Source organism: Bacillus sp. GbtcB14, from assembly GCF_019091205.1.
Lineage (GTDB): Bacteria > Bacillota > Bacilli > Bacillales > Bacillaceae_G > Bacillus_A > Bacillus_A cereus_AG.
The window spans coordinates 93469-115187 of the sequence record NZ_JAGXJT010000007.1; the positions used below are offsets into that span (position 1 = coordinate 93469).

Below are 21719 nucleotides of genomic sequence, written 5' to 3' on the forward strand. Positions count from 1 at the left end.
GCACGTGTTTCGAGATTCGGAGATTCACAGCTGATTACACGAAAATAAAAATATATAAAAGAAAAATCTTTTGGAGGGGGTCTAATACACTCCAGTACTTAAAAAAGAAAAAGAAAATAAAAAAGCCCCCCCCTTAAAAAAATATACCTTATATATATAATATAAATATAAAACTAATAATTATATATTATATATATAGTATTATTTATTAATAGTTATATAGTATGTAATACTATTAATGGTTTAAGGTTTTTGCTTTAGGGGTTTGATTTTCTGAGTCAGGAGGTTCGGAGATGACCAGAATTGATGGCTATGTTTCAAAGAAGACAATACGACTATGGCTGGAGAATTACGAATCACTGGCTGTAGGTGACCGTTTCCCTGATGCACCGCCTAGTTTTACGGGACCTAGTGCACAGGATGGGAAAAGCGATGGTCGTTTGAATAAGATTGTGCTGGATCAGGCGATTAAGCAATTACCGAAGAATATGAAATATATAGTGCTTGCTCGGTATGTGTACAAAATTCCTAGAAGGAATACACTGCGGGCGATGAATATAACAGAGACTGTGTACTATACAAGATGTAAACAAGCTGTAGATATGATACACATGAATATTAATGGTGATATGGTTGGTATGAAGAAACTTATAAAAAAGTTGTACGGGGCTTGACAAGAGGTACCTGCAATAGGTACAATTTATGCTAGGATAGGTATTTTGTGTACATATCCTCCATATATTCATAATGTCAAAAGCCAGGAACCTCGTCATGGGTATCCTGGCTTTTTCTATGCCCGTTGGATTGTACTGATGGTGGCGCATATAGTAAGTAGAAACTAAGATGACTACTGTAGTAGTTATCTAACTGTCGGCAACACGAAAGGTGAAACCGATGAGTGTTTTTATCAGCCGAGCTCGCTGAGAGAGAAGGGTCTTTGAAACTCAGGGGGCTACAGCCTCTCTATTGTCATCAAAATTTAGGAATGACATAAAGATGATTTCTTGTTACCCCTAATTGCTGTGCCATTTATAAAATGTTTTAATGCCTATTTCCTAAGACAAAGACACATTCATATAATAAGACTGCAGTCAATTCAGGGGGTGCATTTTATGGAGTATGTTCAAAATAGTCTTTTAAACGGTAGTATCACACCTACTAGATCTCGAAATACGAAAACATGGAGCGGTTGGTGGGCGGATATTTTTGAAGGTAATGATTGGACGAATGTCACGATTTTTTTAGAAGACATTACTGTCTCAATTACGCCTTATGATAATAACAACAATATTTATGCTACTTGTAACTTTAATTTATCTTCCAAAGTAAGACAAAAAGCCTACTTTGGCCCTTTTTTTGGACCAGAAAACTTAGTTAGATTATATATATATTTACAAAATGATGCTGGAGCGACTTTAGGCCAATTTAGTGTGAAGGTTCCATTTGATTGCAATCAAGTTAAATTTCCTGTACCTTATTCGACAGATCTTCAGAATAAAAAAATAGTGTTCGATCAAATGACAAAACTTTCTATTTGGCTCGATGTTGGTAATTATGATTTGATAGCCGAGCATTGCTGAAGATAAGTTTTAAAATTGATTTTTGAGTTCCCGAAAATAATTATAGTCATAACTTAAAGGTTTTGACAACGTTTTGACGATGTGATAGTATCAAGGTATCAAACGGTGTCATAACTTAGTTTCATTAGTTGACTCCGAAAAGGGGCTGATATGAATGAAATATGGATATGCGAGGGTAAGTACGATTCATCAGGATTTAGAATCACAGATTCAAACGCTGGAGAAGGAAAGTTGCACTATAATTTATTCAGAGAAGTTCACTGGTACTAAAGCTGATCGTCCTAAGTTTAAGGAGTTGCTTTCGATACTGGAGTCAGGTGATACGCTGGTAGTTACTAAGCTAGATCGCTTTGCTCGTTCAACTGTCGATGCAATACAGACTGTAAGAGAACTGTTTGAAAAAGGTGTGAAGGTTCACGTGCTTAACATGGGGCTGATAGAGGATACACCTACAGGGAGACTGGTCTTTAATGTAATGAGCGCGTTCGCTGAATTTGAACGTGACATGATAGTTGAACGAACACAAGAAGGTAAAGCAATCGCTAAACAACGTACAGACTTTAGAGAAGGTAGACCGAAGAAGTATAACAAGAAACAAATTGAGCACGCACTAGGCTTACTTGATAAGCATTCATATACGCAAGTAGAAGAAATAACTGGAATCAGTAAAAGTACGTTAATACGAGCAAAAAAGAAAAAAGAGTCGGAGCAGTAATTCCGACTTTTTTCTTTTGTGGAAAAAAATTATATCCCCCGGGGGGAGTAGATTCTTGAGTGGTCGCCGTCAGGCGCTCGTAACGTTCCGCCAGAATTTTTAAACTCGGGGGGGATTAAAAAGATTCAAAAATAAATTAAAATAATTATTTTTCTGAGACAGATGTGACTTCTAATTCGCACCAAGCATTTACTGTAGTTTTTCCTATTGTCATTAATAGTAATACAATAACTGGGGCTACAAAGCTTGCTGCTAAACCGACCTGTGAACCAATTAATGCTGAGATTGATGAAACAAATAACATTCTATTATCAGGTGATTGAATTAATTGAGTAAATTCTTCTCTTTGAGCAGCATATCTAGAATCACCACAAAATAATTTATATAATTCTTTTTTCAGTAGCATGAAATAGTCATTTTTTGGTTTTTGTTCACCACTAAAAGGAGAGGTATTACCAATAGACGCCTCAAGCCAAGCCTTTGCAGCACCTTCATGAGTATTTGAAGCTAATAATTCAGATACAATTTCTTTTTGATAAGTAGGTAGTGAGTTGAGCCAGACAGAAGAATCTTGAGTTTCAAATAATGCGTTTAAAGTAGTCATTTTATAACATCCTTTCTAAGTATTCAGCCGATACTGCGTGAGTTGTTTGGTGTAATGTTTGGGGATTAATACCGTCAACAATCATGCCTGCTTCAATTGTTGGGACATAAGCTCCGATTAGTAGACCGATTATTGTATTATCCGATTTACGAATAACTGGTCCTCCAGATTGTCCTGGGCGTGCCTGAATATTTAGTACTAAATGTTTTGATTTAATTGCTTTTGAGCTAAGTAGGATTTTTGCGCCAATTTCACAAGAATGCTGGGTCAAAACAATTCTACATAAATCGGAGTGCGGAAAACCGAAGATAGTAACTTTATCACCTGGATATATTTCATCAGAATTTCCAATCTTAAGGTGCGAGTGGAAGGCATTTTTACTTTGCAAAGAAAGGATACAAACATCTCTTATTGTGTCTATATGCTCGATTTTAACAGCATAAAAATCTGATTTGGTGCGAGTTGTATCTTGGTAACCATTGTCAAAGTTGTCATTTAGCTTGATTACTAGATTTGCATCAGTGCCATTAACTACGTGTGCTGCTGTTACTAATGTGTTTTTCCTATTTATTAAAGTACAGGTACCTGCGGCATGGTATGTACCATTTATAAGTCTACCTATTGAGAAAATACAGCCATCCATGATTATACACCACCTCTAAATTTATATGAAAATACAAGTAAATTTTACCATAAATATATAGTGATTTAAAAGTTTGAATTTACGAATTTCAAGGCAATCGATACTAATCGGTTGCCTTTTTCTATTTCACGAAGAAAGGGGAGCGAAACAATGGCTAAGTTGGACGAGTTAAAGCAAAAACTTACGGCCAAACAAATTCAAGCAGCGTATTTGCTTGTAGAAAACGAGTTGATGGAATCGAACAACGAGGAAAAAAGGACGCAAGATGAAATGGCGAACGAGCTTGGTATAAATCGCACAACGCTTTGGGAGTGGCGAACTAAGAACCAGGACTTTATTGCATTTAAGAGCGAAGTAGCTGACAGTTTCCTTGCCGAGAAGCGCGAGCAGGTATACAGCAAACTAATGCAGTTAATTTTAGGCCCGCAACCGAGTGTAAAAGCGATGCAATTGTACATGCAGCGATTCGGTTTACTGACGGATAAGAAAGTAATTGAAGGTGATCTAGGAAATGCGACGCGTACAAATGCAGAAATTGAAGAACAGCTTCAGAAATTAAAAAAATTGACAGGCGAGTAAAAGGAGGGCGGGCTACATGGCATATATAGACGGTAAATGGTTAGCCCGTCAAGAACGTCAGGAGCGTATCAATCTTGTAGCAGAAAGAGCAAAGAAATTACAGGAGTTGTACGAAACTGGTGAGGCTACAGAATATTACATGGATACACTACTTGCTGACATCGATGAGCTAGAAAAGTTACAAAGGGTGCACCGAGCAGAACATGACATGCTGTACTTCATGTATGAGTATTTCTCAGAAGAAGGGAATCCGGAGAATCCTGATAACTTAATTCCAGCTGGAGTAACGATGGAGGATGCCGCCGTGTTTCACCAAACGTTATGCGGACTTTTGGATGACATCACAACAGGTAGGGAGAAAAAGAAAAAAGTAGCCTGGAGTGTAGGACGGGGGCATGCAAAAACGGCATACCTGAGTAACGGTTATTTGTGTCATCAAGTCGTGTATCGATTAAAGCAGTACATTGTTTTGATTTCCGAGACATCGGATGTAGCTGGTGATTTTATATCTTGGGCGCGTGATCAGTTAAAGTACAACGAAAAACTACGTGAAGATTTCGGTATCTTACTTCATGAGCAAAAAAGCCGAAATGAAGTTGATAACGATAAGGAGTTCGTTACTTTAACAAATACGAAAGTTGAAGCGAAAGGTATCGGGACACAGGTACGTGGTTTACGTCACGGTTCCAAAAGGGTTCAGCTCTATATTTTGGATGATTTGGAGAGTAAAGAAAATACCGCGACAGTTGATTTAATCGCGAAAAATAAACGTTGGTTCAAGGAAGAGTTGCTTCCAGGTTTAAGTCGTCAAGAAGGTGCTTGTATTTACATGGGCACCATCGTTTGTTACGACAGTTTATTGCATCACGTGATTAAAAACCGTCGTGATTTCGTATCAAGATCATTCCCGGCAATCTTGCAATGGTCAGAGCGTGAGGATTTATGGCAAGAATGGCGCGAGATTCGTCAGGTTGATGCACGAGACTCGGCGGATCGTGCTCGTGAATTTTACGAGCAGAACAAAGAAGAAATGCTACGTGGTACAAAAACGTTATGGCCATCGCACTTTCCTTACATCGATTTGATGGAAATCAGGGAAGATGATGGGACGAAAGCTTTTAACCAGGAGTATTTATGTAATCCGACCGATGAAGAAAGACAGATATTTAAACCTAAATATTTCACGTACTGTACTGAAAATGACTTGAAAGATAAAAAACTTTTGCATTATGGTGCAGTCGATTTTGCGATGGGGAAAGAAAAAGGTGATTACAGCGTAGTAGTTACAATTGCGAAAAACGTGGAAACAGGAACTTGTTATGTTATTGATATTTTTATGGAGCGTGTACATCCAAATACACTACTGGAAAAGGCTGTAGAATACACGCTGGCATATCAATATGAATCAATCGCAGTAGAGGCACAACAAGCGCAGGAGTGGTTTGCTGAGAAGGTTGCTGAAGCATTACAGAAAAAAGGGTATCCTTCATCGACTCGATTAAAACAAATTAAGCAGCGTACACGAAAAGCACTACGTATTGAATCGTTATTACCTGATATGCAGAGCGGTAAATTACGATTTATGAAACATTTACGTGCTTTATTGGAGCAATTTGAAATGTATCCGATGCATCCGCATGACGATGGTCCGGATGCGGTTCAAATGGCTTTTTCTATTGCGTATAAACGTGCAAGACGTAAAGCAGGAACTACAGGAAATTCAAGATATTGAGAAAGGAGGGGCTTGAATGAGAGTACAAGGGGATCGGAATTTTATGAATCCAGTTGAAATTGTAATGCCAGTTCGTACCGCGCTTGGTGAGTCTGAGTGGACAAGAATGATGGCCGAGGTACGTTTGTATGAGCGGTATGATGGTGACCTAAATGTTTGGTCTGATTACAAAAAGCCTGACAATCTAGATTATGAGCCTACGAAAATACAACTTGATTATCCGCAAAAAATTGTAAACATGATTGCAGCATGGCAATTTGAAAAAGAACCGAAAGTAACAGTTCCTCCTGATGTGATAGATGATCCGGCGCTTATGATTCAATCAGGTTATGAACCTAGTGAAGAACAACAAGCCGAAAATAGTAGAGCAAAAGCGAAAGAGCGGTTATTGACATGGGTTTGGGACGACAACCGAATGCATGAGAAGTTACTTGCAGCGGCAAAAGATCGTGCTATTTCCAAAACTGGTGTATATGCCCGTCTTCACTACGATAAACGACGTGGTGAGTTTAAAGTTATATGGCACCCATCAACGGAAGTCATTGCGAAGTATAGCGAATGGGATATAGATCAGCTGGAAGAGGTTCATTTTATTGCGTGGCTCGATGAGGAGCAGACGAAAATGTGGAAGTTATCGTATTACTTAGTTTGGCATGAAGAGACTGGTGAGTATGACTGCGAAATTGAAGAAGCTGTATACAACGGTGATTTAGAACAACAAGAAGAACGGGTTAAACGCTCGTCAATGGGAATTGACTTTATTCCCGTGGTACCTGTGCCGACGGAAAAGTTGAGTAAACGTAGTATGGGTTATAGTGAACTTGAAAAAACGATAAAGTTGTCGGAGGAAATAGATAAAAAAATGTCCGATTACTCGGATGCGCTACGTTTTGAAATGTTTGCTATTACATTGCTGACGAACGTAGATGAGGATCCGAAGAATCCACTACAAGTTGCACCAGGTGCTAAATGGGATTTAGGTGATGGCGCGGAAGAAACCGGTGAACCGAGCGCTAAAAAATTGGAAAGTGGATTCCGATTTAAAGAAACCATTGAAGCATATCTGGACCGATTGCAAAAACGTCTACATGAAAAAGCTGAAGTACCAATGGTGAATACCGCTGATATGAATACAGGCGGTATAAATGATATGGCCGTGCAACTTTTATTCAGTAATATCATTTCAAAAACACAACGCTCATGGGTTATATGGCAATCACGCCTCCAAACCTTAAATGAGTATATTTTGCGTTATATGAAAGCAAGACAGGATGACCCAAAATTCAAATACGATAAAGCGATGTTAGCAAAAGTAGATAACTATTATGCTAGCAAGATTATTTTTGGTTTACCGTTACCGCAAGATCAAAAAGCACTTATTGAACAGCTAGGCGATGAAATTTCTAACGAAATCGAATCAATTAAGGGTGCAATTACGAGAAGTGGTAAAGAAAATGCGGAACAGAAATTTATGGAGATTATGCAAGAGCGGATGTTGAAACGACAGTCTCAGGATCCGTATAACGAGAAGTAATACTTGCCTTACGAAATGGCGCTATAAACTTTCGGAAATCATAGCCGACAGGCTCAAAATGGAGGATTTGCAAATGGAATACGCAAAACAAGCTACAGCATTAAAGTTCTTTGTAGAACAAGTACAAAAAACACCTAAGTTCCCACTTCGACTAGACCTTCAGTTTTTCTCTGATGGTGGTGATCCTGATGATCCGAACAATAACCCTGAAGATCCTACGAATCTGCCTAAATCGCAAGAAGAGTTGGATGAACTTGTTAAGAAACGCTTAGAACGCGAACGTAAAAAGTCCCCAGAAAAATATGGCGACTACGACGACGTTAAAGCGAAATTAGCGGCGTTCGAAAAAGCTGAAGAAGAGCGTAAAAAGCAAGAAATGACGGAGGTTGAACGTTTGCAAGCTGAGAAAGAAGAAGCGGACAAAAAAGCGTTAGAAGCTTCTGAAGCAGCACAAAAGGCGCAAGAAAAAGCAAATACTCGTATTTTGAATACAGAAATCAAGAGTGTTGCACGTGCTTTAGATGCAAACGATCCTGGTGATGTTCTTGCCCTTCTAGATAAGTCTTCCATTCAGCTAGACGAGAATGGTAACTATCAGGGGGTTGAAGATGCTGTAAACGCGTTGAAAGAGAGTAAACCTTGGATGTTTAAGAAAGTTGTGGGAGCAGATGCAGCTGGTGGAGCGAATCCGGGAACAAATCCGAGAGCTAATGAAATTCTTGCGTTGGAGAAAGAACTGGAAGAAGCAAAAACAAAAGCGTTTAAAGATTCAAGGTTTGTAGGAGAAGTTACACGTATTTACAACAAATTGTTAGACGCAAAAGCGAGGAAATAACGAATCGTTGACGAAAAGTCAGCGGTTTTTTAATTTTAAAAAATTGAGGGGGCTATAATATGCCGGTACCAACTACTTATGAGTTTCAACAACAAGTAAGACAAATGCAAGCGAATGTGGATTTGATTTTAACGAAAGCGCCTGTTTTATTTGGTTTAATCGGAAATGGTGAAGCACTGACACAAACGAAATTTGAGTGGCAAAATGATTACTTAAATTCAGACACTGGTATTGTAAAAACTGATACCGCTGTCGGGGCTACATCTATCGTATTAGAAAAAGGTGAAGCTCGTAAATTCACTGAAAACGCACTTGTACAAAATGGTTTAGAAGTGCTACGTGTAGTAAGTGTGGATGAAAATGCAGATAAAATTACCGTACAACGTGGTTACGATAGTACAACAGCTGAAGCAATTACAGCAGGTGGTGAACTGAAGGTCATCGCAAGACCGCGACCAGAAGGTGAGGATGCTTTCCGTAAAAATGAGATCAATGACCGCTTAGTAGCGCATAACTTTTCTCAAATTTTCTCACGATACGCGTCTATTTCTCGTACACAGCAACAAGTAAATACACATGGTGTGTCTAACGAATTGAACTACCAAGTAGACCTACGTCTAAAAGAAATGATTCGTGAAGCGAATAACTCTTTAATTTATGGCCGTAGAAATGCAGGTTCTCCAACACAGCCACGTACTACAGGTGGATTATTCGCTTTTGCAGGTTCTGAAGGGTCATATACACAAGACTTTAAAGGGAACGAAATTACAGCTAAACCCCTGAATGATGCCGTGGAACAGGTATTCACTCGAGGCGGTTCAGCAAATACAATTTTATGTGGACCAAATATTGCGCGACAAATTACTAAATTAGGTGGCGACACAATCCGTACTACGCGTCAAGATACGGCGGCTGGTTACCAAATCTTATCGTTTGTATCTGATTTACCTGGCGGAGCAATTTCTAACGTCGTAGTAGATTTAAATATGCCTAAGGATCGTGCGCTACTTCTTGACACGGAAAAGGTTAAAGCGCGTTATTTAACGCCTATTTACGATGTAGATGCTACACCAAGTGGTGCAGACTATTTCTCTCGTGTCATTCGTGGTGAATTCGGATTTGAAATCAAAAACGCAAAAGAATCTATCGCGGTTCTTGGCAATATTTCTAAAACAATGGCTTAAAAGGTAGTGTACATGCTACCTTTTTTGTTTTTTGAAAGGAGTTTTTTATGTGGCTATTTCTGAAAATCAGGCTCAACGGTTGAATAAATCGATGCCGATTGCTAAAGAAATTAAGTTAGGGTCTGTTATTAAAGATTTACAAGAAAAAGCAGACAAAAAGGTAACAACGCAAGCGAATAGTACGGCAACAGATGTACCGGGTCTTGTAGCGGATTTTAATGCCTTACTTGCAAAGCTAAAAGCTGCAGGTGTTATGGGATAATTTATAAAGGTGGAGGTGACGCCAAATGAAGGTGTCAGAAAGGCTGGAAAGTCGATTATCGAAAGTTCCAAAAGTAACGCCGGAGGACATCGGAAATTGGCTAGCCGAAGCCGAAACGGAATCAGAGCTAACTGAAGAAGTAAATGCAAATGCTGTTTTTTATCTTGCACTCTCACTTGCTTATGAGTCGATTGCAGCGGATGCGGCACGATATTTTTCTTATACGGATGGTGAAGAATCCGTTGATAAGTCGATGATTTTTGCAAACTACAAGAAATTATCAGCGGATGCTCTTAAAAAGTATAGGAAATATAGACGGGGAAAAGGTACACACCAAACATTTGCTAAGCGAGCAGATGGGAGATGATTACGTGAGTGATTCTCAACAAGATATGGATGTGGCTCTTGATACCATTTTCGAAGAATTTAAAGAGGAGCACGAAAAACAAGTTTCTGATACTGTTACGGCCATTATCTTAATACGTTTGTTTTTAGTTGATTTGCTGAATGACTACCAGAAGGATGGGGTCATAAAACGTACTAGATTGAATGCCTTGCTAAATGATCTTTCTTTATACGAAAGAGAATTTCGTAAACAGGCTGAACAATCGTTTCATAGATTGATTGAAAACACGTCGAAATGGACCACAGAAAAGTTATCGGAAGCGGGTTTGGATGTGAAGTCTATAACAGCAGTTAATAAGCAAATTATTCAAGGAGCTATAAAAAGACCTGGAGAAGACGGCTTGATTTTATCGGATCGTGTATGGAATTTATCAGGAGATATGAAGGATCGCTTGAGTGGTGTAATTCGTCCAGCTGTACTAAAAGGCGAAAGTATCAGTATGATTTCTCAAAAAATTAAAGAAGTACACGACAACGAGAAATGGAAGATTGAGCGGGTCGCTATTTCTGAGAGTAACAATACGTATCGTGCAGCGACTATACAAAATGGTTTAGAAAGTGAAATCGTGGCAGGTTATCAAATTATTGATAATGGTCATCGTCACAGAAACCATTCACGGCACATGTGTTATAAGTTAGCGAGACGTGATGCGTACGGTTTAGGAGCTGGAAAGTATCCGAAAAACATTCCAGAAAGCCTTATGAATCAATTAATAAGCCCGCATCCACAATGTTCTTCACGTCTAAATTATTTAATCAGTGAGGAGGTGTAGCGATTGCTTACCGAAGATGACATTAAAGAGATTCGAGAAAATCGTGAAATGATTGAGCAAGGACGTAAGGAACCGATTGTCTTGTATATGAAAAGTGCATCTGAAAAGGATCCGATTACAGGAGAAGAAATCCAAGGTGAACCCCGAAAAGAAACTGTTCAATTAGTTTGGAAGAAGTTCACATCAGTGGAAAAGACGAAATTCGCTGATCTCGATGTTAAAAAAGGAGAGGCGCTAGTTACATTTCCTCTTAATGTGGACATAGAAAACATAGAAAAAATCGAACGAAATGGTGTTTTTTACGTTATCGAGCTTATCGATGAACGAGGGCTTGGTGGTGTAAACCGTCGTGAGGTAATTGTAAAGAGGGTGATTTAATGAGGGTAAGAGTTACTGTTAAAGGACAAGCGAATGTATTAAGAGCACATAATCCTGATAAATACAGAACACCAATTGCACAAACAGTAGAAAAGCATACACGTTTACAAGCTAATAAAGCATCAAATCGTGCTCCGATATTATGGGGCCCTTTATCTCAAAGTATCCCCGCGAGTGTGAAAATGGTAGTTGGTGCAAAAATTATTGGCACGTATGGTTCACCGCTGATATATGCAGCTGTACAAGAATTTACGCACAAAACTAAAAAAGGTTTTATGCGTAAAACAGCTTTTGAAGGCGAGCAACCATTTGTGGAAGATATTAAGCAGACTGTACAACGCGTAGCAAATGGTCATTAATCATGCTGAATGATGTAATGTACTCATTAAAAAAAGCGTTGGATGTGTTTGCTCCTACCACGTGGATATACGATGGTGTTTCAGTCTCAGGGGAAGTTAAACCTTTTATAACCGTCGAGGATTTGTCGGGAACAATTGACAGATATTCTAAAGAGAATTTCTCACGTAATCATCTAATTCAAGTAGGTGTGTATGCAGATAAAGTTTTTGATCGAAATGATTTGCAAGATAAATTAATTAGCCGATTCGAACAGGATTCAATTGACTTGTATGACACAAGAAAAAAGAATCCTGAACGAATCGGTTTTTTATATGCAAAAGTATCGGGGTTTGAGCCGTTCTCACAAAGTGAGGTAGAAAATGCTACGGCAAAACACTTGAGCTTTATAACAATAACAATTAGGAATTAGAGGGGGAAATCTATAATGAATAAAACTAATGCACCTGAGTTTAAAGGGGCCGAGACCCTGTATTTGATTGACATCCCGCAACCTGATGGAAAAACAAATAAAACAGTTCGTTTTTTTAACCAAACTTCAGGATCCCGATCAATTGAAGCTGGAGAAATAGAGCTGAAGACAAAAGATAAGAGCGGCTCTGATTATGGTGATGTGAAGCAATCAACAAATATTGAGGGTATTTGTACAGAGGGTGATGAGGGTCTTGAATACGTGGAAGAAGCAATCACGAATAAAGTGTTAGTTAGAATTCATGAAGTGAATTTACGTAGCGCAACATCTAGTGCGTTTAAAGTGAAGTCTGGGACATATATGTTAAACAGTTTAGAACTATCTAATGAAAATGAAGAGTATTCTAAGTACACGATTGGATTGAAATTGAACGGAAAACTTTCTAAAGGCACAATCGCTACAGTACCTGAAGGTGCACCATCAGGTGATGTAGCGACACCACAAGGATAAAGCGAGTGGCTATAACTCGCTTTTTTATTTTGTATAAAAAACAAACTGGAGGTATGTATCAATGGCTGAAAAATCATATACGCGTTTTGTAATTAAAGGTGAAGAACATGAGCTTAAATTCTGTCTACAAGCTATTAAATTAATCGATGAAACGGGTGGACCGTTCCAATTCGTTTCAAACGCCATGCAAGGTGGTATTACTAACTTCGTAGATGTAATTTACTATGCACTTATCCATACGGAAAAAGGTATTACGCATGACACGGTACAGCAAGAAGTTGAGGCCCTGTTTAATGCAGAAGCGCTCGATCTTGATGAAATTTTAAAGTACAACAAGGCAGTTGTACTAAACAGTTTTTTCTTCCAGAAGACAGTGAAGAAACTTCTAGCGACGATGACAGCGGAACAACAGAAGTCGTTCGAAAGCCTGTACGCATAAATATTGATGATTTGCAAGGTGAGTGTTTTCGTTTTTTTCATATGCCCACCTTGCAATCGTGGCGTATTAGTTTAAAAGAATACCACATTATGTTGAACGGGTATAAAGAACAACTTCTTGATAGATACGAGTTTGCAAGTATACAAGCTTTGTTTATGCGAAATGCACAAAGTGAAAAAGTAAAAAAGCTGGAGGATATCTACAAGCGTCCCGACAGTGTACGAGAAATTGAAGCACGTGCTAAAGAACGGAAAGAAGTGGCGAACAAAATTAAGCGAAATGAATCGTTTTTTGATCAGATTGAAGCGGCGATAAAAAATCAAAGAATAGAAGGGTAGGTGGTGCAGATGAGTCAAAATAAAGTGGAAACACAAGTGGTTGCTGACATTTCGGGTTTATTAAGTAATTTAGGACAAGCTACACAAGCTTGGGACAACTTTTTTAGACATATTAGTCAACCGCCTCCTACTCCACCCGCGCCACAACCACCGGCACCTCCTCCATTACCGCCAGCGCCAGCACCCCCGCCACCACCTGATTATTCGGCGTGGAGAACAAGATTTCAAGAAGTAGGGAATCATGCAATTGAAATGGGTAGACGTGTACAGCAAGCTGGGCAAACAATGCAGAATGCTTTTGGTCCAGCCGCCGCCGCTTCTGCTTATGCCTTAGGAAATATGATCAAGAACTCACGGGAGTTTGAGTCACAAACCCGTAAAGCAGCAGTGTTAACACAGGGTGATTATGGCCAAGTAAAAGGTGCGATTTTGGACATGGCCAAAAGCTCTGTGTATTCTACAGGGCAAGTTGCAGCGGCGTTCGCAGAAATGGGAGCAAAAGGTTTTGATTCTGCACAAGCGACTAAGGCATTACCAGGTGTGTTAAGTGCGGCGGCGGCTTCCGGTGAAGACCTCGGAATGGTTGCTGATACAATCACTTCCGCACTAAACTCATTTGGTATGGAGGCGAGCCAAAGTACACACGTTGCCGATGTTCTCGCAACAGCTGCAAATGCAACGGCTGCAGGTGTCGGTGACATGCAATATGCATTTAAATATGCAGCGGGTCCAGCGGCTCAGCTAGGTATATCGATGGAAGAGCTAGCAGCTTCTGTTGGTATTATGTCAAATAGTGGTATTAAAGGAGAGACTGCTGGTACAGCATTACGTGCTTCTTTATTACGACTAGTTAAACCACCAAAAGCAGCAGCGAATGAGTTAAAACGTCTTGGTGTATCTGTTACAGATCAACAAGGTAATATGAAGCCTTTGTCTCAGATTATCGGTGAACTGAAAACAGGAATGGAAGGCATGACAAGTGCTCAAAAAGGTGCGGCACTCGCAACGATTTTCGGAACGGAAGCTGTGTCAGGGATGATGGCACTTGTAGCAGCAGGACCTGAAAAAATTGATGCTTTAACACAGTCACTTGTAAATTCAGACGGAGCATCTAAAGAAGCAGCAGATTCAATGTTAAAAGGATGGGCTGGTGCAGTGACAAGAATGGAGTCAACATTGGATGTTGCAGCGCGTGCTTTTACCGATGCGTTAGCTCCTGCGATTCTCAGCGTGGCTGGTGTAGTAGAAAAACTAGCAAATGCGTTTACAAATTTACCAGCACCAATACAAACAGTGATAGCATCCGTAGTAGCATTTACTACGGCTTTTTTAATTATTGCTACGGGAGCAGGTATTGTGATTAACGCGATTGGTGGAGCGATACTTACGATAGGTCAATTAATGGTTTGGATGTCAGGAACATCAAAATCCGCCATAATGCTTCGAGGGGCTTTATCGGCACTTAGAGCAGGATTTGCTTTATTGCTCGGTCCAGTCGGAGCTGTTATTGCGATTTTAACTGTAATAGGAATTGCTTTAGTGCAGTTATATCAACGAAATGAGACATTCCGAAATGCGGTAAACAGTGCGTGGGAATCGATAAAAAGTGTAACAGTATCGGCTGTAGAATCGATGAAATCGGCATTTTCATCATTAGGTGCGTATCTTGGTACAGTACCTGAAAAGTTCGCAGCGATGGGTAGTGCAATCAGTTCAGCTATGGACGTTTTGATAGCAAAATTTACGGGAATCGGTCAAAGTATCGGCGCAGGATTAGAAACGGCACTTGCTGTTACGAGTTCAATTTTTAGTAGAATCGGACAGAATATAAGTAGTGCGTTTAGTTCAGCTATTGCAGGAATCGGCGCAGCTTTTTCGGGGATAGGCTCTTTTTTATCTCCAGTGGTAAGTTATATTGCGTCATCATTTTCAACAATCGGTAATACAATCGCCACACTGACACCACTTATCGTACGTCTTGGATTAACGTTTTTAGGGGTTTCGGGACCAGTAGGCTGGGTAATAGCTATCATCGCATCTTTAGGTGCTACAATCTTTAAGTTAGTAAATACAAATGAACAAGTGAAATCGGCTTTCATGTCTGCATGGCAATCCATACAGGCTATTTTTAGTTCTGTATTATCTGCGGTTTTACCGCTTGTGCAGTCTATGGCTCAAGGATTGATCCAGGCATTTGCTCCACTTGCTCCTGAATTCGCAAAAACGGGTCAGGTGATTGCTGAAAGTTTTGCTACTTTAGGGCCAGCGCTTGCAGAACTAGGTGCGGCATTTGGTGAATTAGGTGCTACGATTGCTAGTCTTTTTGGTGAGGTTGTGAAGGCTGTAGTTCCACTTGCTATTGATTTGTTCCGAATGTTTGGTGAACTTATACAATCTGTAGTACCACTAGCAAATGAATTGTTCACTGGATTTGGTCAAATTATGCAACAAGTTATGCCAATGGTTACTGATCTTATTCGAATGTTTGCTGATACAACCATAGAAATTATGCCGATGATTAGTGAAGGAATACAATTTTTATCTCAAATGTTTTCCGAATTTGCAACGACTGTCATTCCATTATTTACGCAAGCTTTTCAAATGGCATTTCCTATTATTCTAGCAGTCATTCAATCAGCGTTTAGTATAGCAGGAATGCTGATTCAAGGATTTGGAGAGGTATTGACAATTATTGCGACATCGGTGATTCCAATCATCTTACAGGCTGTTCAAGCAGTATTTCCGGTGATAGCGGCCGTAATAGCGGCTGCAGTATCAATAGCTATACCAATCTTACAATTACTTGGTCAGGTTATTTCAATTTTAGCAACGACGGTTATTCCTTTAATTTTGCAAATAGTCCAGGCAGTTTTTCCGGTAATAGTTTCTATTATTCAAGCGGCGATTCCGGTGGCAGTTGCGATTCTTAACGGCTTAGCAACGATAATAAAAGGGGTAGTTATTCCGACGATTCAATTTATTTTATCGATAGTTCAGGCGGTTTTTCCAGCGGTAGTTGGTGTTATAACGTCTGCAATCAATATAATCACCAATATCATTAAACTTTTTACCTCGATTTTGAAAGGGGACTGGAGCGGGGCTTGGGAGGCTGTAAAAGGGATTACATCAAGTGCTATGTCATTAATAGGGAATATAATCCAAGGGGCGATAAATTTAATAAAAGCTATTGTGACATCGGGGCTAAATTTAGTGCAATCTATTTTTTCTAGTGTTCTATCAGCGATAAGTTCACTAGTGAGCTCGATTTTTTCCGGTATAGGTTCGGTCATTTCGTCAACGATGTCGGCAGCAGGTAACATAATTTCTTCAATTTGGAATGCAGCAAGTTCAGCTACATCCAGTATTCTAAATTCGCTATATAACACAGTAACCCAAATTTTTAATAACGTAAAATCTTTCCTTAGCGGAATTGATTTAGGTAGTATTGGACGAAATATGATGCAAGGGCTTTTAGATGGTATAAGCGGAATGGCTGGAGCAATTTGGGGCAAAATTACGGAAATCGGAAATGGAATCAAGGATAAAATCTCAGGACTCTTGTCGATTCACTCCCCAAGTCGTTGGTTTAGGGATTTCATTGGTGTCAATATGATGAAAGGCTGGATCAATGGTATTGAGGGAATGAGAGGTGCTGTACTTCGAACAACTCGTGAGTTAACTGAGTGGATGAAACCTGAACAAATAGAGATTCAGGCAAAAGGTTCTTTACCTGGTATTGGTGGAATGAACAGAATCGCAGATGGATCAACGACAGGAAGTACCCCAGTGCAGAAGGTGTTCCAACCAACTGTGAATGTACAAGTTTCAGAGCAAGCGTCTGCAGCTGAAGTGAGACGAAAACAGAAGCAGACATTACGTCAATTAGGCATGGAAATGGGGTTTTAATATGATGGAACGTCTAGTGTTTACAAATGCATTAGGTGAAAGCGTGGAGCTCGGTAATCGGGCTCCTTTTTCATTAGTAACAGTTTCAGGTTTAGGTGATGTAAAAGCAGCTACGCAAACACAGAAGTCTGCATATAGGCATGGTTCTCGCTATATCGGGACGTTGCTAGAAGAAAGAGAAATAGAGGCTGAAGTCTTGATAGAGGGTGATAATTACGAGCGAGTATCAGAATACAGGTCTATGTTGGCTCGTATTATGAACCCGGCACTAGGTGAAGGCGTATTACGTTATGAAAATGACTACACGAGCGTGCGGATCAAAGCTGTGCTAGAAAACGTGCCCTTATCACCTGATGGTGTAGAAAATCGTGGAGAGAGATTTCAAAAAACGTTTATTCATTTACTTTGTGCGGATCCTTTCTTCTTTAAAGAAAAAAGACAGGACGATATCGCTGTATGGGTACCGGCTTTTGAGATGCCATTTGAAATTCCGATCAGTGGCATGGAGTTCAGCCATCGAACACCGTCTTTAATCACTGAGATTACAAATGAGGGGCATATTGCTACAGGTATAGAGGTGCAGATTAGAGCATTAGGTAAGGCGAAGAACCCTAGAATAATAAACGTAGTTACGCAAGAGTATCTAAAGATAAACAAAACAATGGTTGCTGGAGAAATTATCACCATCGATACAACAAAAGGGAAAAAGAAAGCTGTGAGTAATGTGGATGGTCCAATCATGCGTAAAATCGATTTCGCACCAAGTACCTTTTTACAATTAGAAGTGGGTGCGAATTTATTTCGTTATGATGCAGAAGAAAATACAGAAAGACTTGAGGTGAGTATTTACCATACGCCGAAGTTAGTGGGGGTGTAAGGATGGATCTGTATGTATTTAATACACAATTAGAGTTTATAGGAGTGATAGATACATATCACTCTTTTATTTTTGAACGTTATTTAACTAAACCTGGTTCTTGCACCTTAACTTTGACGTTTGATTCAGATGCTTTTGCGTTACTACAAGATGATCATATTATCGCAAAAGAAAATGATTTGAAAGACGCTTGTTATATTAGTCATCACTCAATTGAGCAAGAAGAAAATGGACACGACAAGTTAATAGTAAAAGGTTTCTCACTTGCTAATTTATTACGAAAAAGAATTGTATGGGGGACACAAAGGTACACGGGTGATATCGATAAGGTTATGAAGGAGTTTGTTGATAAGAACGTGATACATCCTGTTGATTCTAGACGAGTATTACCAGGGTTTTCACTATCTCCTACAAAAACGTTCGGGAACGTAGCGGAAGTATCTAGTTATAAGTACTTACCAGATTGTTTAGAGGACATAGCGGAAAAAAATGATGTTGGTTGGCGCGTATTGTTGGATTTGGAAAAGAAGCAATACGTTTTTGATCCATATAGAGGGAGAAATCTCACAACTGAACAGGACACAATTGATCCTGTAATTTTTTCTACAGAAAATGAAAATGTAATTAATCAACGATATGTGTACGACCAAGGTTCATATGCAAATACGGTTTTAGTTGCTGGATCTGGTGAAGGCACTAATCGAAAAGTAGTGACTATAAATAATGATAAATCTGGTTGGGAACGTATCGAGCTTTTCGTAGATGCTCGTGACCTTTCAGATCAAGGTGAGGATGGTAATCCAATTGACAGTGCTGTATATAATCAGATGCTTATGGAACGTGGACAAAAGAAATTGTTAGAAGCTGTAAAGATTGAATCATTCGAAAGTGAAATAGATGCGAACTCGCAATATGTTTACCGTGAAGATTACGATTTAGGGGATAGGGTTACAGTCATGAATCGTAAATGGGGGATTGTAATGCACCCACGTATTACAGCTGTAACAGAAACGTATCAAAAAGGTACTGTGGATATCAATGTGGAGTTTGGTACAAATATTCCTACTTTAATAGATGTAATTAAGAGAAAGCTGGGGTGAGAAGTAGATGGAAAAATACTCATTTTTTAGTAGCGTAAACGGTGATAGAAGATACAAAGCGGAAGACTGGGCGAACTATTTTAATAAGTTTATAACGAATGGCTATTTTCCGAATGTAGCAAATAATCTCCAAGTTATAGCTGATAGAAATCGGATGCAAATCACTTTAAAACCTGGAGCAGCGTGGATTAATGGTTACATGTATCAAAACACGGACGACCTGGTTTTGAACGTGGATACAGCGGATGGCGTTGTAAAAAGACTAGACCGCGTCGTATTACGATGTGATTTTGTAGAACGGAGAATAAGAGCATATGTAAAAAAGGGAGTGTTTGCAGCAAACCCTGCAGCACCCGCATTACAACGGGATGCTGATGCGCATGAATTAGCTGTCGCAGAAATATTGGTACGTAATGGAGTTGTTGTTATTAATCAAGAGGACGTAACAGATATACGATTAAATACCCAGACGTGTGGCGTTGTCAATTCATTGATTCAAGTAGATACATCGAAGGTTTTTGGTCAATACATGGATTGGTTAACTCGTACGAAGCAAAAGCATGATCAAGATACGCAAAACATTATTAATCAATTCATGGCTTTTACGGAGGCTGAAAAACAAAGATACAAGAACGAGTTCACGACTTGGTTTAATAATTTAAAAGTTGTATTAGATGGGAACGTAGCTGGAAACTTGATGAATGAAATCGCCAAAACGAATGAACGGTGTGACAGTATATCGCAAACGTTAAATGCAGCCCTTGAGACACTCTATGTTAGTGGTTCCGGTAAGGATAATAATGGTGTATTTACAACTGTAGAATGGCGTACAAAAAGCGATGTCCTACGTAGACGTTCCGTATTTTCTGATCCAGATTCAGACATGAATTACCGTACACAAACAGTTACGAAATATGAAAAAGATGGTGTTACCGTAGCTTCTACAGTAATTTACAAGCGTCTATACGACGATGAAGGAGACTTCATGAAAGAGGTGCCACAATAATGCCTTATGCACAAGAACATGGTTTAACAGCAAGTAGAGGACTCGATGTAATACGGAAAGGGTATAACGCACCTATACCTATAGAATTTTCAAGCGAATACACCAAATTCAGCGTAGCAAAAAGTGTTGTTTATACAGGTCCCTATTGCTTTGATATTGCTACAGGTGCAAAAATTGCTGGTAGTTCGCAAGATAATTCTATGCAGCGAATGACAGATCATCGTGATGATTTAATGTATGGTAGGTCGTATGAAAGTGGAAATGGCTATCGTTTTAGGGCATATGACAAGTATTTTCAAAAAGTATGGGAATGTACTGATGCGGACCCTATGTCTTCGGAAGCTATCTTAACAAAAGATTACATTTTTGCAACATATCCAAAAGGCATTGTGAAAATCAGTAGAAAAACAGGAGCTGTTCTTTTGAAAAAGGTGATTGCAGGGTTATCAGATACAACAAGTGGTTACGGTGGGAAAATATCATTCGCAACAAATGAAAATCAAGATAAAGTAGTGTTTATGTTTAATAGTGATGTTTATATCATGGATATCGCTGATTTAAATATTATCAAAAAAATTACAATACCAGATAAGGTAGACAACGGTTGGTATTATATACACGGATGTACGATTCTAAAAGATGTCTTGCATGTTTTTTATTACGCAAGCCCTACAGAACGTAGCATAAGCCACGTTGCTTTTAATTTGAATGGCACAAGTTTTACAGTAAGGAATGATGCCTTATTGAATTACAAAATGAATCAAGGCGGATGGCAATCTCCGCCTAATCAAGCTGTACAGACATTTAAGAAATGCTTTTCCGTCCTTAACTGTCTAATGGATTATAAAGACGGGATGTTAAAAACACTAGCCATAACAGGAAAAGATTTTACTAATGTGTACATGAATCAAAATACGTACGTAGCGAGTTTCGTCCATAGCAAGCTAGTCCAATACGGAAGAATAAAACAATAAGGAGTGATAATATGGCGTTACTATTTTTAGGAGAGCCCAATCAAAGTGGGATCGCATTCGTATCTTCAATCGTGTATCAAACACAATATCTGGATGAGGAAACAATAAAAAAAGGTATCAATGTGGTCGATAAGGATATCCCAGTTTCAAATACTCCAGAGAAAGATATGTTGTTGAAATACGATGTAAACAAAAATGAATTTATAGTGGATTATGTAGAACGTCCAGCCAATACAGAAGAAGCTCAAAAGAAATTGCAAGAAGAAAATAAACAGTTAGGTCAACAGGTAACGGACTTAGAAATTCTAGTGCTTCAGAAAGATCAAGATATTAAACTCATCGCTCAGCAACTTAGTGATTTAGAGATTGAAGTGTTAAAAATGAAACAAGCTGGAGGTACAGTGTAATGACAAACTCTACAGATGTAAGAAGCCCTGCTTTTTCGAAATGGAAAGACCGTTATATTAAAGAATGGTGCACGAAACTAAATCTTTGTCAAGTTGTCGAGTTGTTTCAGATTACAAAAGAAGAATACAAATTAATAACAAATTTAGAGTATCCAAACGTGCAGTAATT

General features: G+C 39.1%; 26 protein-coding genes. 24 read left to right on the forward strand and 2 right to left on the reverse strand.

Features of this window, described 5'->3' with window-relative positions; genetic code table 11:
* Positions 1-293 precede the first annotated feature (293 nt).
* From KVT31_RS20775 to KVT31_RS20785, 3 genes are all read left to right on the forward strand, one after another.
* Positions 294-674, forward strand: coding sequence for a hypothetical protein (locus KVT31_RS20775; protein WP_217613586.1), 381 nt, complete (start codon positions 294-296; stop codon positions 672-674).
* A 438-nt stretch (positions 675-1112) separates the two neighbouring features.
* Positions 1113-1580: a hypothetical protein gene (locus KVT31_RS20780; RefSeq protein ID WP_217563227.1), complete on the forward strand. Its 468-nt coding sequence runs from the start codon at positions 1113-1115 to the stop codon at positions 1578-1580.
* 154 nt (positions 1581-1734) lie between these two features.
* A complete protein-coding gene (locus tag KVT31_RS20785) occupies positions 1735-2295 on the forward strand; it encodes a recombinase family protein (RefSeq protein WP_217613587.1) in 561 nt (186 codons plus the stop codon).
* A 145-nt stretch (positions 2296-2440) separates the two neighbouring features.
* On the opposite strand, the gene KVT31_RS20790 is transcribed toward KVT31_RS20785, so the two are convergent.
* Together KVT31_RS20790 and KVT31_RS20795 are read right to left on the reverse strand one after the other, a co-directional pair.
* Positions 2441-2899 (reverse strand): hypothetical protein, encoded by a 459-nt coding sequence (locus tag KVT31_RS20790; protein ID WP_217563224.1) that lies wholly within the window; start codon positions 2897-2899, stop codon positions 2441-2443.
* 1 nt (position 2900) lies between these two features.
* On the reverse strand, positions 2901-3542 hold the full coding sequence (locus tag KVT31_RS20795; RefSeq protein WP_217613588.1) for a S1 family peptidase: 642 nt from the start codon (positions 3540-3542) through the stop codon (positions 2901-2903).
* A 150-nt stretch (positions 3543-3692) separates the two neighbouring features.
* Here KVT31_RS20795 and KVT31_RS20800 point away from each other — a divergent pair, with 150 nt between their 5' ends.
* The 21 genes from KVT31_RS20800 to KVT31_RS20900 all read left to right on the forward strand — a co-directional run bounded on the left by KVT31_RS20800 (position 3693) and on the right by KVT31_RS20900 (position 21717).
* The gene (locus KVT31_RS20800; RefSeq protein ID WP_001086032.1) at positions 3693-4121 is read left to right on the forward strand and encodes a phBC6A51 family helix-turn-helix protein; all 429 of its coding nucleotides are present in this window, start codon (positions 3693-3695) and stop codon (positions 4119-4121) included.
* Positions 4122-4137: 16 nt separating this feature from the next.
* Positions 4138-5853, forward strand: coding sequence for a phage terminase large subunit (gene terL, locus KVT31_RS20805; RefSeq protein ID WP_217613589.1), 1716 nt, complete (start codon positions 4138-4140; stop codon positions 5851-5853).
* A gap of 16 nt (positions 5854-5869) precedes the next feature.
* Complete coding sequence (locus tag KVT31_RS20810; protein WP_217613590.1) at positions 5870-7387, forward strand: phage portal protein; 1518 nt, start codon at positions 5870-5872, stop codon at positions 7385-7387.
* A 73-nt stretch (positions 7388-7460) separates the two neighbouring features.
* Positions 7461-8222 carry a phage scaffolding protein gene (locus KVT31_RS20815; RefSeq protein WP_253631358.1) on the forward strand — a complete coding sequence of 254 codons (762 nt, stop codon included), beginning with the start codon at positions 7461-7463 and terminating at the stop codon, positions 8220-8222.
* A 59-nt stretch (positions 8223-8281) separates the two neighbouring features.
* The gene (locus tag KVT31_RS20820; protein WP_217613592.1) at positions 8282-9406 is read left to right on the forward strand and encodes an SU10 major capsid protein; all 1125 of its coding nucleotides are present in this window, start codon (positions 8282-8284) and stop codon (positions 9404-9406) included.
* Between the two features lie 49 nt (positions 9407-9455).
* Positions 9456-9668 (forward strand): head fiber protein, encoded by a 213-nt coding sequence (locus tag KVT31_RS20825; protein ID WP_217563241.1) that lies wholly within the window; start codon positions 9456-9458, stop codon positions 9666-9668.
* 25 nt (positions 9669-9693) lie between these two features.
* On the forward strand, positions 9694-10035 hold the full coding sequence (locus KVT31_RS20830; RefSeq protein ID WP_217613593.1) for a hypothetical protein: 342 nt from the start codon (positions 9694-9696) through the stop codon (positions 10033-10035).
* A gap of 4 nt (positions 10036-10039) precedes the next feature.
* Positions 10040-10846 (forward strand): hypothetical protein, encoded by an 807-nt coding sequence (locus KVT31_RS20835; RefSeq protein WP_217613594.1) that lies wholly within the window; start codon positions 10040-10042, stop codon positions 10844-10846.
* A 3-nt stretch (positions 10847-10849) separates the two neighbouring features.
* Positions 10850-11224, forward strand: coding sequence for a hypothetical protein (locus KVT31_RS20840; protein WP_217613595.1), 375 nt, complete (start codon positions 10850-10852; stop codon positions 11222-11224).
* The gene (locus KVT31_RS20845) at positions 11224-11583 is read left to right on the forward strand and encodes a hypothetical protein (protein ID WP_217613596.1); all 360 of its coding nucleotides are present in this window, start codon (positions 11224-11226) and stop codon (positions 11581-11583) included. Before KVT31_RS20840 ends, KVT31_RS20845 begins: the two co-directional genes overlap by 1 nt.
* Before the next feature lie 2 nt (positions 11584-11585).
* On the forward strand, positions 11586-11993 hold the full coding sequence (locus KVT31_RS20850; protein ID WP_217613597.1) for a hypothetical protein: 408 nt from the start codon (positions 11586-11588) through the stop codon (positions 11991-11993).
* Positions 11994-12008: 15 nt separating this feature from the next.
* Positions 12009-12503, forward strand: a complete 495-nt coding sequence (locus tag KVT31_RS20855) for a phage major tail protein, TP901-1 family (RefSeq protein WP_217563217.1) — start codon at positions 12009-12011, stop codon at positions 12501-12503.
* A 61-nt stretch (positions 12504-12564) separates the two neighbouring features.
* On the forward strand, positions 12565-12942 hold the full coding sequence (locus KVT31_RS20860) for a tail assembly chaperone (protein WP_217613598.1): 378 nt from the start codon (positions 12565-12567) through the stop codon (positions 12940-12942).
* An 89-nt stretch (positions 12943-13031) separates the two neighbouring features.
* Entirely contained in the window at positions 13032-13280 is a 249-nt protein-coding gene (locus KVT31_RS20865; protein ID WP_217563214.1) for a hypothetical protein, read from the forward strand.
* Between the two features lie 36 nt (positions 13281-13316).
* Positions 13317-17186 carry a phage tail tape measure protein gene (locus tag KVT31_RS20870; protein WP_371879170.1) on the forward strand — a complete coding sequence of 1290 codons (3870 nt, stop codon included), beginning with the start codon at positions 13317-13319 and terminating at the stop codon, positions 17184-17186.
* Position 17187: 1 nt separating this feature from the next.
* Positions 17188-18063, forward strand: a complete 876-nt coding sequence (locus KVT31_RS20875) for a phage tail family protein (RefSeq protein WP_253631360.1) — start codon at positions 17188-17190, stop codon at positions 18061-18063.
* A 2-nt stretch (positions 18064-18065) separates the two neighbouring features.
* Complete coding sequence (locus KVT31_RS20880) at positions 18066-19163, forward strand: siphovirus ReqiPepy6 Gp37-like family protein (protein WP_217563149.1); 1098 nt, start codon at positions 18066-18068, stop codon at positions 19161-19163.
* A gap of 7 nt (positions 19164-19170) precedes the next feature.
* Positions 19171-20169 (forward strand): hypothetical protein, encoded by a 999-nt coding sequence (locus KVT31_RS20885; RefSeq protein WP_217563150.1) that lies wholly within the window; start codon positions 19171-19173, stop codon positions 20167-20169.
* Positions 20169-21143, forward strand: a complete 975-nt coding sequence (locus KVT31_RS20890) for a hypothetical protein (protein ID WP_217563151.1) — start codon at positions 20169-20171, stop codon at positions 21141-21143. The genes KVT31_RS20885 and KVT31_RS20890 overlap by 1 nt, the downstream gene beginning before the upstream one ends.
* Positions 21144-21154: 11 nt before the next feature.
* Entirely contained in the window at positions 21155-21550 is a 396-nt protein-coding gene (locus tag KVT31_RS20895) for a hypothetical protein (protein ID WP_217563152.1), read from the forward strand.
* On the forward strand, positions 21550-21717 hold the full coding sequence (locus KVT31_RS20900) for an XkdX family protein (RefSeq protein ID WP_217613599.1): 168 nt from the start codon (positions 21550-21552) through the stop codon (positions 21715-21717). Before KVT31_RS20895 ends, KVT31_RS20900 begins: the two co-directional genes overlap by 1 nt.
* Positions 21718-21719 lie beyond the last annotated feature (2 nt).

Excerpts from the sequence above, each read along its gene's own strand:
- KVT31_RS20775 (WP_217613586.1), top strand. The coding sequence starts at position 294 with ATGACCAGAATTGATGGCTATGTTTCAAAGAAGACAATACGACTATGG.
- KVT31_RS20780 (WP_217563227.1), top strand. The coding sequence starts at position 1,113 with ATGGAGTATGTTCAAAATAGTCTTTTAAACGGTAGTATCACACCTACT.
- KVT31_RS20785 (WP_217613587.1), top strand. The coding sequence starts at position 1,735 with ATGAAATATGGATATGCGAGGGTAAGTACGATTCATCAGGATTTAGAA.
- KVT31_RS20790 (WP_217563224.1), bottom strand. The coding sequence starts at position 2,899 with ATGACTACTTTAAACGCATTATTTGAAACTCAAGATTCTTCTGTCTGG.
- KVT31_RS20795 (WP_217613588.1), bottom strand. The coding sequence starts at position 3,542 with ATGGATGGCTGTATTTTCTCAATAGGTAGACTTATAAATGGTACATAC.
- KVT31_RS20800 (WP_001086032.1), top strand. The coding sequence starts at position 3,693 with ATGGCTAAGTTGGACGAGTTAAAGCAAAAACTTACGGCCAAACAAATT.
- terL (WP_217613589.1), top strand. The coding sequence starts at position 4,138 with ATGGCATATATAGACGGTAAATGGTTAGCCCGTCAAGAACGTCAGGAG.
- KVT31_RS20810 (WP_217613590.1), top strand. The coding sequence starts at position 5,870 with ATGAGAGTACAAGGGGATCGGAATTTTATGAATCCAGTTGAAATTGTA.
- KVT31_RS20815 (WP_253631358.1), top strand. The coding sequence starts at position 7,461 with ATGGAATACGCAAAACAAGCTACAGCATTAAAGTTCTTTGTAGAACAA.
- KVT31_RS20820 (WP_217613592.1), top strand. The coding sequence starts at position 8,282 with ATGCCGGTACCAACTACTTATGAGTTTCAACAACAAGTAAGACAAATG.
- KVT31_RS20830 (WP_217613593.1), top strand. The coding sequence starts at position 9,694 with ATGAAGGTGTCAGAAAGGCTGGAAAGTCGATTATCGAAAGTTCCAAAA.
- KVT31_RS20845 (WP_217613596.1), top strand. The coding sequence starts at position 11,224 with ATGAGGGTAAGAGTTACTGTTAAAGGACAAGCGAATGTATTAAGAGCA.
- KVT31_RS20850 (WP_217613597.1), top strand. The coding sequence starts at position 11,586 with ATGCTGAATGATGTAATGTACTCATTAAAAAAAGCGTTGGATGTGTTT.
- KVT31_RS20855 (WP_217563217.1), top strand. The coding sequence starts at position 12,009 with ATGAATAAAACTAATGCACCTGAGTTTAAAGGGGCCGAGACCCTGTAT.
- KVT31_RS20860 (WP_217613598.1), top strand. The coding sequence starts at position 12,565 with ATGGCTGAAAAATCATATACGCGTTTTGTAATTAAAGGTGAAGAACAT.
- KVT31_RS20865 (WP_217563214.1), top strand. The coding sequence starts at position 13,032 with ATGTTGAACGGGTATAAAGAACAACTTCTTGATAGATACGAGTTTGCA.
- KVT31_RS20875 (WP_253631360.1), top strand. The coding sequence starts at position 17,188 with ATGATGGAACGTCTAGTGTTTACAAATGCATTAGGTGAAAGCGTGGAG.
- KVT31_RS20880 (WP_217563149.1), top strand. The coding sequence starts at position 18,066 with ATGGATCTGTATGTATTTAATACACAATTAGAGTTTATAGGAGTGATA.
- KVT31_RS20885 (WP_217563150.1), top strand. The coding sequence starts at position 19,171 with ATGGAAAAATACTCATTTTTTAGTAGCGTAAACGGTGATAGAAGATAC.
- KVT31_RS20890 (WP_217563151.1), top strand. The coding sequence starts at position 20,169 with ATGCCTTATGCACAAGAACATGGTTTAACAGCAAGTAGAGGACTCGAT.
- KVT31_RS20895 (WP_217563152.1), top strand. The coding sequence starts at position 21,155 with ATGGCGTTACTATTTTTAGGAGAGCCCAATCAAAGTGGGATCGCATTC.
- KVT31_RS20900 (WP_217613599.1), top strand. The coding sequence starts at position 21,550 with ATGACAAACTCTACAGATGTAAGAAGCCCTGCTTTTTCGAAATGGAAA.